Source organism: Arthrobacter sp. Alg241-R88, assembly GCF_900537115.1.
Lineage (GTDB): Bacteria > Actinomycetota > Actinomycetes > Actinomycetales > Micrococcaceae > Arthrobacter.
In genome coordinates, this window is record NZ_UNRG01000003.1 from 145179 (window position 1) to 156967 (window position 11789).

Annotated in this window: 10 protein-coding genes; 7 read left to right on the plus strand and 3 right to left on the minus strand. The window is 66.1% G+C overall.

Going from position 1 to position 11789, the window contains the following annotated elements; translation table 11 throughout:
• Window positions 1–17: 17 nt before the first annotated feature.
• The gene (locus tag G6R19_RS09315; protein ID WP_163164279.1) at window positions 18–716 is read right to left on the minus strand and encodes a TIGR03089 family protein; all 699 of its coding nucleotides are present in this window, start codon (window positions 714–716) and stop codon (window positions 18–20) included.
• Window positions 717–1106: 390 nt separating this feature from the next.
• On the opposite strand from G6R19_RS09315, the gene G6R19_RS09320 reads away from it, so the two are divergent.
• Genes G6R19_RS09320 through G6R19_RS09330 form a run of 3 tightly spaced genes read left to right on the plus strand, consistent with a single transcriptional unit; the run spans window position 1107 to window position 6650 of the window.
• Window positions 1107–1637, plus strand: coding sequence for a WhiB family transcriptional regulator (locus G6R19_RS09320; RefSeq protein ID WP_163164280.1), 531 nt, complete (start codon window positions 1107–1109; stop codon window positions 1635–1637).
• Window positions 1637–4993 (plus strand): glycosyltransferase, encoded by a 3357-nt coding sequence (locus tag G6R19_RS09325; protein WP_275898061.1) that lies wholly within the window; start codon window positions 1637–1639, stop codon window positions 4991–4993. The genes G6R19_RS09320 and G6R19_RS09325 overlap by 1 nt, the downstream gene beginning before the upstream one ends.
• Window positions 4986–6650 carry a DUF5719 family protein gene (locus tag G6R19_RS09330; protein ID WP_163164282.1) on the plus strand — a complete coding sequence of 555 codons (1665 nt, stop codon included), beginning with the start codon at window positions 4986–4988 and terminating at the stop codon, window positions 6648–6650. The genes G6R19_RS09325 and G6R19_RS09330 overlap by 8 nt, the downstream gene beginning before the upstream one ends.
• A gap of 62 nt (window positions 6651–6712) precedes the next feature.
• On the opposite strand, the gene G6R19_RS09335 is transcribed toward G6R19_RS09330, so the two are convergent.
• Complete coding sequence (locus G6R19_RS09335; protein WP_163164283.1) at window positions 6713–7225, minus strand: metallopeptidase family protein; 513 nt, start codon at window positions 7223–7225, stop codon at window positions 6713–6715.
• 119 nt (window positions 7226–7344) lie between these two features.
• Here G6R19_RS09335 and G6R19_RS09340 point away from each other — a divergent pair, with 119 nt between their 5' ends.
• The 4 genes from G6R19_RS09340 to G6R19_RS09355 all read left to right on the plus strand — a co-directional run bounded on the left by G6R19_RS09340 (window position 7345) and on the right by G6R19_RS09355 (window position 10924).
• Complete coding sequence (locus tag G6R19_RS09340; protein WP_163164284.1) at window positions 7345–7734, plus strand: DUF3499 domain-containing protein; 390 nt, start codon at window positions 7345–7347, stop codon at window positions 7732–7734.
• Between the two features lie 77 nt (window positions 7735–7811).
• Complete coding sequence (locus tag G6R19_RS09345) at window positions 7812–8042, plus strand: hypothetical protein (RefSeq protein ID WP_163164285.1); 231 nt, start codon at window positions 7812–7814, stop codon at window positions 8040–8042.
• 101 nt (window positions 8043–8143) lie between these two features.
• Entirely contained in the window at window positions 8144–9622 is a 1479-nt protein-coding gene (gene ahcY, locus G6R19_RS09350; protein ID WP_163164286.1) for an adenosylhomocysteinase, read from the plus strand.
• A 63-nt stretch (window positions 9623–9685) separates the two neighbouring features.
• A complete protein-coding gene (locus tag G6R19_RS09355) occupies window positions 9686–10924 on the plus strand; it encodes an Ig-like domain-containing protein (protein WP_163164287.1) in 1239 nt (412 codons plus the stop codon).
• Window positions 10925–10927: 3 nt separating this feature from the next.
• Here the strand turns inward: G6R19_RS09355 and G6R19_RS09360 are convergent, their stop codons facing one another.
• Window positions 10928–11728 (minus strand): RDD family protein, encoded by an 801-nt coding sequence (locus tag G6R19_RS09360; protein ID WP_163164288.1) that lies wholly within the window; start codon window positions 11726–11728, stop codon window positions 10928–10930.
• Window positions 11729–11789: the final 61 nt, after the last annotated feature.

Below are 11789 nucleotides of genomic sequence, written 5' to 3' on the forward strand. Positions count from 1 at the left end.
AAGCAGCAAAACAGCGGTCAGTTGCCGTGGATGCGTTCCGCCGCGAGCAGCTTGTCTGTGGGCCCGACATCGGGGTGCGTTATCACCACGGAACCCCCGCGCCGCCACGCGCCCAGCGCGTTGGCCAGCGCTGCCTCCAGTCCGTCCCGCCCCGGGATGTGCAACCGCACGCCCTCTTCGTGGGGGACTGCGAACCCGTCAAGCAGGTCCTGGTGGAGGTGCCGGCGGCCGTCCTGCGCAACAATCGCGCACGCCGTGGGGTCAGCCTCGGCGTGCTGCATAAACACGTCTCCGTGGGAGCGCACTTCCGCTGCGTAATCCAGGCAGCCTGCCGGCAGGGCGCCGTCCCAGCGCATGGCAAGCGCGGGCAGCGCAACGGCCACAACGTCACCATACTTTCCTGCTGCCGGCTCCGGCCGGGTGGTGGCCAGGATGTCCGCCCCGCCGCCGTCCAGGACCGTCTCAAGGCCGAGCTGCCAAGCGGCCAATGCCCAGACCATGCCCTTCCAGTGCGCAGGCAGGTCGAGCGCCAGACGCATGCCGGGTTCGGCGTCCAGTTCGTCCTGGAGGAGGTTGCTGGTTTTGGCCACCCAGTTGTCCAGCACCTTTCCGGACAGCTCTACGCGCTCCGAGTCCGGGCCGTACCAGGTGAGGCGTGGAGCGGTGGAGTTGCCTGATCGAAGGCTGGTCATCAGATCGATTGCCGGGGTAGTCATGCCTCAATCCTGCCACCGGCAGCACAGCAGGTCACCAAAGCCCGCCCGCCCCACAGAAACCCCAGCGGGTCGTGTGATACTTATCACACTAATGATAAGCGTGCTTGCTATTTATCCAATTGCCGGGTATTTTCCGCGCCATCGGGCGGTTTTTTGAGGCTTTCCGCCTGCTGACCCGCCGATGTCGGCCGGAATCCCACCCTGCCGGGAAAATTACCGGGCGTGGCGTGCCCCATGTTGGCTGCTACTGGTGATTATTATCCCGGCTGCAGCTTGACTCACCCTAGTTACACGCGTGTAATTAGATAACTAAAGGCAACTGCGTAAATACCGGCACACAACCGAGTGTCCATGTATCCAGGCAGAGGCTGCAACATCAGGAGGGTCGCCGTGGGGCAAGCAGAGCGTATCCAGGAAGATGCCGTCGTGGCCGGTCAGGCAACGGCCAAATACCGTGCGCGGGGGGTGCCCAGTGATTGGTATGTAGACCCGGCGGATCCTGATGCTGCGGAGCGGTTCAACACGAACAACAAGGACTTCCTGCAGGACCAGGCCACAGCTTTCCTCGCCGCGCATGAAGCACTCCTGGGCGGCGGGCAGGACCCCGAGGACGAGCTCGATCCTCCGATGGAACTGACTGCCGGACCGGCGCAGCCCGTTTGGATCGGGCTGCCTTTCCAGCAGGACTTTGGCGACGAAGGCGAGCTCGGCTGGCAGACGGATGCGCTGTGCGCCCAAACCGACCCCGAGGCGTTCTTCCCCGAAAAGGGTGGCTCCACCCGTGACGCCAAAAAGGTCTGCGGTGCCTGCAACGTGCGGTCCCAGTGCCTTGAGTACGCCCTGGCCAACGACGAACGGTTCGGCATCTGGGGAGGCCTTTCCGAGCGTGAGCGCCGGCGGCTAAGGAAGCGAGCAATCTAATTCATCAGGATGTTCACGTCACTGCCGTTGTGGTCGCCCACAACGGCAGTGATTATCTCCCCAGAACCCTGGCAGCCCTGGCGGACCAGACCCGGCCCGCGGACTACGCCATCGGCGTCGATACCGGGTCCCGCGACAATTCCAAAGTCCTCCTTGAGCAGGCCCTTGGCGGGGCACACGTCGTAAGCCACCGCGGGAAGAGTGGAATGGGCGCCGCGGTATCCACCGGCCTTGCCCAACTCGCCCCTTGGGATGGAGATCACGGCACCGGCAGGTCAGAGTGGATCTGGCTGCTTCATGACGACGCCGCGCCGGCTCCTGAAGCCCTCGCCGAACTTCTCCTCGCGGTCGAACGGGCACCGTCCGTGACAGTTGCCGGCTGTAAGCAGTTGGACTGGCACGAGGGCCGCAAGCTGGTGGACGTCGGCCTTTCAACCAGCCGCTGGGCGGAGCGGCTGACCCTGATCGACGCTGACGAACTTGACCAGGGGCAATACGACGGCCGCACCGATACCTTTGCCGTGAATTCCGCCGGAATGCTGGTGCGCCGCGACATCTGGGAACAACTCGGCGGTTTTGATTCCGCCCTGCCCGGAAGCGGAGACGACGTCGATTTCTGCTGGCGCAACCGCCTGGCCGGACACCGCGTGGTGGTTGTCCCCGCGGCCAGGATGTTCCACGTCGCGCACCGGCCGCACGCGCTGGGTAACGCTGCCGCAGCGCGGAAGGCCCAGGTCCACCTGCGGCTGAAGCACGCGCCGCTGTGGATGGTGCCCGTCCACGGCGCGGCTGCCCTTCTCGGCAGCATTTTCAAACTGGTGTTGAGTATCGCCGTAAAGGATCCCGCGCACGGTATCACGCAGCTTGGTGCGACCTTTGCAGCGCTGGCCCGGCCCCGCGCCGTGATGAGGGCAAGGGCGAACGCCCGGAAGACGCGCCGGATCCGCCGGTCCGTCATCCGGAAGCTCCAGACACCCCGCCGTGAGGTATGGAGCCATCGACGCTCCCTGATGGAGGCCCTGGGCTCGGACGGCAGCCCTGTGGACGACCTTGTGCAGGACCCTCTGGCACACCAGCCCAGCGGAGACGCATCAGATGACTTCGCGGCGCTTGCCACCAGCAAGCGTGGCTGGGTGGGCAATGGTGCCCTGGCCGCGGTAATCGTTGCGTCCGTCACCTCCCTCCTGGGTTTGACCGGACTCTTCGGTGCCCCTGGTGTGTCGGGCGGGGCGCTCATTCCCGTTTCAAGCGGCCTGGGCGACATCTGGCACCATGCGTCCAGTTGGTGGGTCTCGCTGGGTGCCGGGCTTCCGGGCCGCGGGGACCCTTTCGGCTACGTCCTTTGGATCCTGGGCGTTCTGGGCGGCGGTGACGCCAATGCCGCCATGGTCTGGCTGCTGCTGCTCAGCACGCCGCTGTCCGGCCTGACGGCGTGGTTTGCGGCAGGCGGACTGACAGTACGCCGCCGGCTCCGCCTGGCAGCAGCACTTTTCTGGGCGGCTGCCCCGGCCCTGCAGGTGGCCCTCAACCAGGGCCGGGCCGGGGCCCTTATTGCGCACATCATGATTCCACTGGTCGCCCTGGCCCTGCTGCGGGCCACCGGCTCCGCGGTAGGGCAAGGCCGCTTCCAGCTGCCGGCTCCGGGTGACCGCCGTTTCACCGACCGGCCCCCGCTCAAACCAGGGATCAATGGAATGCCGTCCTGGACGTCGGCAGCGGCGGCCGGCCTGGCGCTGGCTGTTGTCACCGCATCCGCGCCGTCCCTGCTGATACCGGCCACAGTGGTGATCGTTCTTTGCGGGCTCCTGCTCGGCCGCCGCGGCCGGACGGTGTGGTGGGCATTGCTGCCCACCGCCGCCCTGTTCATCCCGTTCGGCCTTTCAGCCCTGGACAGGCCCCGGGCCCTGCTGGCTGATCCCGGCGTCCCCCTGGGCTTCGACGCCGCTCCGCTATGGCAGCAGCTGCTTGGCCAGCCGCTTGAATTCGATTCAAACGGCGGGCTGGCCGGACTGCCATATTTTGCAGCCGGCACCGTGCCGTGGGCCCTGTTGCTGGTCCTCCTTCTTGCCGTCCCCGTCCTGCTCCTGGCAGTGGCGGGCATATGCCTGCCCGGTAACCGGGCCCGTACTGCCAGGTCCCTGTGGATTGTCGCCACTGTTGCCCTGGCCGGAGGCTGGCTCGCAGGGCATGTGGCTGTCGGCATGAATGCCGACTCCATGGTGGCTTCCTTCCCCGGACCGGCGGTTTCTGCAGCAGCGTTCGCCCTGCTGGGTGCCGGCCTCTTGGGAGCAGAACGGCTCCTGGGAATGGCAAACGCGGCGGCGGCCCGCAGCCTGAAACACAAGACGGCCCTGCAGTCAGCGACAGCATTCGGCATGGTGCTCCTGCTTGCCGGACCCCTTGCAGGAATGGCTGCCTGGTCTGCGCAGAACATCCTCCGTCCCTCTGTTGCGACGGCCCAAATGCCACCGGCTTCCGCTGCCCTGGGCACGCCCCGCCTCGTGGATGCTGCCGGCATTCGCATTCTCCCGGCCACGGCCACCGACCGCGGAACCGGGCCTGAACAGACGCGCACGCTCTTGATCAGCACCGGTGAGAACGGCACGTATAACGCTTCCCTGATGCGCGGCGCGGGAACAACGCTCGATAGCCTCTCGGCCATCGCCTCCGCGCGCAACATCCTCGGTCGTCCGGGATCGGAAACAGTGCGCGATGACGACGACGTCACTGCCGCGGTCCGTCGCGTGGTGGCAACGCTGGTGGCCGGCCAGGGCGTGGACCCCCGGAGCGACCTGGAACAGCTCGGCGCCGGCTTTGTGGTTCTTCGGGCAGCAGACACAGCCGCCCAGCTCACTGCCAGCAGGATGGACGCGGTACCCGGGCTTATTGCAGTGGGGCAGACCGACGTCGGCTGGCTGTGGCGGATCTCCCCGCGGAACCAGCCTGTGCTCGAAGCAGCGGATGTTGCCCACCGCGTGCGGGTTGTCGACCCGGGCGGCGCCGCCATCGCGCTGGTCCCTTCAGGGTACGACGACGTTGATGCTGCTGTTCCTGAGGGCCCGGAGGGCCGGTTGGTGGTGCTGGCGGAACGGTCAGATCCCGGCTGGAGTGCGTGGCTGGACGGCCGCAGGCTGACAGCCACAACGTCCGGATGGTCCCAGGCTTTCACCCTTCCGGCCTCGGCGGGCCACCTGACCGTGCGATACGAAAACCCGTGGGCCCTGTGGTCCGGGATCGCCCAGGCCATCGTCATCGGACTGACGGTGATGCTCGCGGTGCCGATGCCTGCCCGGCGCCAGAGGACGGGTCTTTCCCGGGACGAAGGCTCGCTGCGTAAGGAACACCAGAATGCATAACACTTCCATGTCAGCGGAGGCACCAGAGGGAAGCGGCGCCGCCGGCGACGAAACCCAGGGAAGCCCCGAGCCGTCGAAGCGCCCCGCCGCCAAGGGACGGAATGCGTTGTTTTCCAGCCTGGCGTCCGCCGCCGTCATCATCGCCGGTGCAGGAGCCGTGGTGGCAGCCGGCTCCGTACTCCCGCAGCCTGTTTCCAGCCGTACCGTACCGGCCGGGGTGTCGGCAGTTCCTGCCGGCAGCAGCGTCGGAGTCTGTCCAGGCCCTGCCCGGCTCCTTGAAGGCACTGACGCGGGCACCGATCCGCAATTCAGCCCCAAGTCCGCAACTGCCGCCAGTTCGGTTACCGGGGCAGTACTCAGTGCCGGTGGAGTGCTGCCGGCCAGCCGGCTGTCGGACCTGCGCGGAACAACAGCCGTCGAGATCGCCAAGGAGCAGGCCCAGCCCAGTGCCGCGGGCAATTCCCAGGAAATTCTCGCAGGTGTGGTGGCCGGCCGGTCCGTTGACCAGGTGAGCGTCCTCAGCGCCGACCCCCTGGCAAGCCAGAAGGCTTCGGCCGCAGCGGCCATGAAGTTCACGGCAACGGACGGCGACCTGCAGGGCACCGCAGCGGCCAACTGCTTGCAGCCATCCAACGATCAATGGTTGGCTGGCGCGGGTACCACTGTGGGCCGTACGTCCGTGCTTGTTCTGACTAACGCTTCCACCACACCGGCCACGGTCAGCCTGGAGCTGTTCGGGTCCGGCGGGCAAATCCAAGCACCCGGCAGCCGGGGACTTCTAGTGGCGCCCGGTACATCGCGGCCGGTGGTTCTGGCCGGCCTGGCTCCGGGGGAGGGCCAGCTGAGCGTGCACGTGCGCAGCGCCGGAGGCCCTGTTGCAGCCGTGATTCAGCAGAGTGTCCTCCGGGGCCTGACCCCTGGCGGCGTGGACTTCATCGCACCCGGAGCAGCGCCGGCCGTCCGGCAGGTCATGACCGGCGTTGATATCCAGGACCCGGGCCAGGTAGCGGCGCTCACCGGGAGACCGGGGTACGAGGACGCAGGTCCCGCCCTGCAGCTCACCGTGCCCGGCCCTTCAGACGCCGTGGTGGAGGTCAAGCTCTACGGGCGCGACGGCCAGAAGGCATTGCCCAATGGGGGAGTCATGACTGCCAAAGCGGGCACCGTCACGGAAATCCCGCTGACCGGCGTCCCGGCCGGCCATTACACTGTGGTTGCCTCATCGGATGTCACCTTCGTGGCCGCTACCCGGGTCACCCGCGGCCTCCAGGACACCAAGGCAGCGGACGTCGCGTGGGCGGCATCAGGAGTCAGGCTGGGCAGCCAGCACGTGGTCCCCGTTCCAGAGGGGGGTCAGCGCCACCTGGTTTTCGGCGCTCTCGACAACCGCGCCACCATCACCTATTCGGCCATCACTGCCAACGGCAAAGTCGGGGCGCCATCCACCGCCGATATCGCCGGCGGAACGACGGCGTCCATCACCATTCCCGAAAAGGTTGAGGAGTCCGACGTCGTGGGCTACGTGGTGTCGGCTTCCGGCGACGCCGCCTACGGGGCCCTGCTGTTGCAGCAGGACGGAAGGGACGACGTCTCCTCCCTTGCCTTCCTGCCTGCAGCAGCGGGCCAGGAAACGGTGCCCGTCACCCTGAGTTACTGAGCCCGCAACTCCGGTACGGGACCCTGCTGATGCAGCGGGGCAAGGAGTTGGAGATGCCGGTCTCAGTACCTGCGCCGGTACACCGGATCGAGGGTTTCCGGGGCAACACCCAGCATTTCAGCCGTATGCTCCACCACCACGTCATGGACCAGGTCCTGGAGTTCCTCGACGCTCCCGCACGCCTGCTCAACCACGCGCCGGTAGACGGTAATCATCGGCCCGTCCTCGCCGGTGGCAGGGGTGTAGGAACCCATCGGGGGAGTGGCTGCATTCGCCGCCAACTGCTCCAGGTCCGGCGGGATTTCGTCGACGCCAAAGCGGACGCCATCCAGGGTCTTGCCCCAGATGTCGTGCAGCCGTTGCGCGGAGTCCAGCACCATGTCATCAAAGCGGTCCGACCGTGTGCGGTAACCAGGATGGGTGGGGAGCATCACTTCACCCCGAAGACCCCGCCCGTGACGGTTTCGGCGGCGCATCATAAAGCTTTTGCCCGGGGACGCCGTGCGCTGGTCCATGCGGGTATCCGGCTCAGCCAACCGGACCGTAAAGCCTGATTCATGGTTCGATGACTGCATACATTGACTGTAAACCCGGGCGAGGATTTACGCGACACATGGCCCGCCCACCTGAGGGCGCGTCGACCCGGGGCAACAATGCAGGGTTTTGCAGCCTGCACGGAGTAGTCTGTGATGTCGTGGGAGCTATCCGTCAGTGTTCAAGATCTGCGTGCCGCCAGTCAGCGGTAGCTACCCTGACGTACGTCTACGCGGATTCCACCGCGGTCCTTGGGCCGCTGGCCACCTACGCCGAGCCCCACTGTTACGATCTGTGCGAGCAGCACGCCGATTCCCTCACGGTCCCGCGGGGCTGGGAGGTTCTGCGCCTGGCCATGCCCTCCACTCCGCAGCAACCGGGACCGGATGACCTCCTGGCCCTGGCCAATGCGGTCCGCGATGCCGCTGCCCTGCCTGTCCAGACCCAGCCGACGTCCGGCAAACGCGGCCCCCATTCGGCACTGGAAGCACCGGCCGGGGCGGAAGGCACCCGCAGGGGCCACCTCCGCGTACTGCGGGAACCGTCCTGACGGGCATCTGGCGGTAGGCTGGAAGCTGCAATTCCGTCCGCTACCGGCGCCAGCGCGCCCGCCAGGGAGCATGAGTAATGCCAAAGATCAGTCCTGAACTCCTGTCCATCCTGCGTTGCCCCGTGACAGGGGCGTCCCTGATCCAGGACGGCGAGGAACTTGTTGCAGCCGTTGCGGACGAATCCGGAGTGAAGCCCCGCTACGCCATCGAGGACGGCATCCCCCTCCTTCTTCCGCCCGAACTGCTGGCAGCAGCGACTGCGGCGGGTTCAGACCAGCACGACCCAGCCGCCGGCACACCCGCTTAGCCCTCCGACAGAACCACACCACAGGCATCCACGCCGCGGCTCCCGGGCCGGGCGCCGCAAGCAGGACCCGGCCACCGCCGGGCAGAGTAAAGGATTCACCCATGGCTTTTGATTACAAAGTTGCCGATATCTCACTGGCCGAGGCCGGCAGGCACCAGATCCGCCTGGCAGAGCACGAAATGCCCGGCCTGATGTCCCTCCGCGAGGAGTTCGGACCCACCCAGCCGCTGAAGGGTGCGCGGATCGCAGGATCACTGCATATGACGGTGCAGACCGCGGTGCTGATTGAAACCCTCACGGCACTGGGTGCCGAGGTCCGCTGGGCTTCCTGCAACATCTTCTCCACGCAGGATGAGGCCGCCGCCGCTGTAGTGGTCGGTAAGGGCACGGTGGAGGACCCCCAGGGCGTTCCCGTGTTCGCCTGGAAGGGCGAAACCCTGGAGGAGTACTGGTGGACTGCCGAGCAGATCCTCACCTGGCCGGGCGCGGAAACGAACCCTGAACTTGGCCCCAACATGATCCTGGACGACGGCGGAGACGCCACCATGCTGGTGCACAAGGGCGCCGAATTCGAGGCAGTGGGCAACGTCCCCTCCGCCGACCCCACCGATTCGGAAGAGTACGGCATCTTCCTTGACGTCCTTCGCCGCTCACTCGCAGCGGACCCGCACAAGTGGACCCGCACGGCCGCCACCATCAAGGGCGTCAGCGAAGAAACCACCACCGGTGTGCACCGCCTGTACCAGCTGGCTGAACAGGGCAAGCTGCTCTTCCCCGCCATCAATGTCAACGACTCCGTCACCAAGAGCAAGTTCGACAACAAGTACGGAATCCGGCACTCACTGCCGGATGGCATCAACCGTGCAACGGACGTGCTCATGGGCGGCAAGGTCGCCGTCGTCTGTGGCTATGGCGACGTCGGCAAGGGCGCAGCGGAGGCACTGCGCGGCCAGGGTTCGCGCGTCATCGTCACCGAGATCGACCCCATCTGCGCATTGCAGGCTGCGATGGACGGCTACCAGGTGGCCAAGCTTGAATCCGTCCTGGCCACAGGCGATATCTTCATCACCACCACCGGCAACAAGGATGTCATCATGGCCGAGCACATGGCGGGCATGAAGAACAAGGCCATTGTGGGCAACATCGGCCACTTCGACAACGAGATCGACATGGCCGGACTCGCCAGGATCCCCGGCATCAAGAAGGTGGAGATCAAGCCGCAGGTCCACGAATGGGTTTTCGAAGCGGGGACTGACGCCGAGCGGTCCATCATTGTCCTCTCCGAAGGCCGCCTGCTGAACCTGGGCAACGCCACGGGGCACCCGTCCTTCGTGATGAGCAACTCGTTCGCCAACCAGACCATCGCCCAGATCGAGCTGTGGACCAAGAAGGACCAGCCCGAGGGAGAGCGCGAGTACGAAAACCAGGTCTATGTCCTGCCGAAGGTCCTGGACGAAAAGGTGGCCCGCCTGCACCTGGACGCCCTCGGTGTGGAGTTGACTGAACTGACCAAGGACCAGGCTGAGTACCTGGATCTGGACGTCGCCGGCCCGTACAAGCCCGAGCACTATCGTTACTAAGAAGTAAAGTGCCCGGGTGCCGAGAGCACCCGGGCTGTTACTTTCTGCGCCTAGGATCAAAATATGGAGCCTGAAGTCCAACCCCGCCGTCCGGGTAGAGTCAAAAAGATTCTTGTGGTGGTCGCTGTCTGCCTCCTCGCCGCCGTGGGCGGCGTCTTCGCTGCAGTGGCGCCGGGAATCGCCCGCGGAGCCATCGAATCCGAGGCAGGGACCGCGGTCCGGACATCGCCCGGCATCGCTTCGCCGGTCATTGCGCCCGTGAAGTTCGACGCCGCGCCCGCGAACGGTTCCAAGCAGGTGAACCCGGCCGCCCCGGTGTCCTTGAAGGTGGCCAACGGCACCATCGAACGCGTGACGCTCACCAGCACCGCAGGCGAGACGGTGGAGGGCAGCATCGACGCCGCGGGGACGGGCTGGACGGCGTCCGGCCCCCTGAAGTTCAACACGGACTACAGCTACACGTACGTGGTGAAGGACGGCGCCGGACGCGAAACCAGCACCACGCAGTCCTTCAGCACCGTGTCCAGTTCCCATGAGGCGGACGCCGCCATCTACCCGCTGGACGGCATGAAGGTGGGCGTCGGGCAGCCGCTGCAGGTCATCTTTAGTGAACCTGTGGTCAACCGCGAGGCCGTGGAAAAGGCCATCAGCATCACCAGCAGTGCCGGCCAGGTGGGCGCCTTCCATTGGCACAGTGACACGATGGTCCGGTACCGGGCGGAGAACTTCTGGGCGGCGAACTCCACCATCACCATGGACATGCAGCTGTTCGGCGTGGACCTGGGCGACGGCCAGATTGCCAACTTCAACAAAAAGGTGAACGTTTCCATCGGCGATAAGAAGGTGGCAGTGGCGGACGCGGCCGCCCATACCTTCACGCTGAACGTCAACGATCAGGTAGTCAAGACGCTGCCGGTAAGCATGGGGGACAAGCGGTTCCCGTCCGCCCGCGGCTATGGCGTGCTGATGGAAAAAAAGCGCTATGACCACTTCCGGGCCTCGAGCATCGGGCTGAAACCCGATGATCCGGCCTACTACGGCGACGTTGACGTAGAATACACCATCCGGCTCACCCTCAGCGGAGCCTACATCCACCAGGCCCTGGAATCCGCCTACCCCTTTATCGGCAACGCCAACGTTTCACACGGCTGCATCGGATTCGCTCCCGACGGCGCCGCCTGGGTCTTTGACAACATGGGCACCGGCGACGTTGTCCAGATCGTCAACACCGAGGGCGACTACGCAGCCAACGACGATGGGTTCGGCGACTGGAACATCCCGTGGAGTGAATACGACAATTAGCGCTTAGCTGCCGAAAGGCAGACGGTGCAGCCGCTCACCCGTCTCAGCGCTCCGCCGTCGTGCCTGCGACAACCTGGCGAGCTCCCTGCTCCGCCGCTCAGCCACGACGGCGGCAAGGTAGTCGCCGGGACTTGTCCCGGGCGGCGGGGGCGGGGCGACATGGGCGGCGAGCTCAGTGGCGATTGACTCGGCCATGCCCGCCCTGGACAGGGGCGCCATCCGGCCGGCCTGGCGGATGAACTGGGATGCCCGGCGGGCCGTCGCGTCCGGAATCCGTCCGATGTCGGCAGTCCCGGCCCACGCCCGCAACCTGGGCGGAACGAGCACCGGCGTGGCCTCTTCAACCGGTACACGGCTGCGGATGGCGTAGGTCCCGGCCATCAGGTCGCCCAGCCGGCGCGACCTGTCATTGAACAGGGCCACGGCAATGGCAAGCCCGCCAAAGGTCAGGTAGATCTCGAGGAACCCCGTCAGGCCGCGGATGAGGGCGTGCCGGAACCGGATGGCGCCGCCGTCATCCCGCACCACCCGCAGGCCCGCTGCGAGCTTGCCCAGCGACAGCCCGCGGGTCAGGGTTTCCACCGCCACCGGAACGATGACCAGGCAGAAGACTACGCTCGCAAGCACCAAGGCCCGCAGGGCCGCCTCGTCCAGGTCCTCGCCCGCGGCCGCTACCCCCATCAGGATGACCACCAGCAAAACGATGCTCAAGGCCATGTCCAGGAGCAGGCCCAGCGCGCGGGCCGCAAACGATGCCGGACGCAACTCCAGGACAACGGCCTCACCGGTGACGATCGAACTCACGCTGTTCCTGTTCCTCACGGCTTACGGGACGCTCATAGTCTAGTGGGGGCCGCTAGGCTGG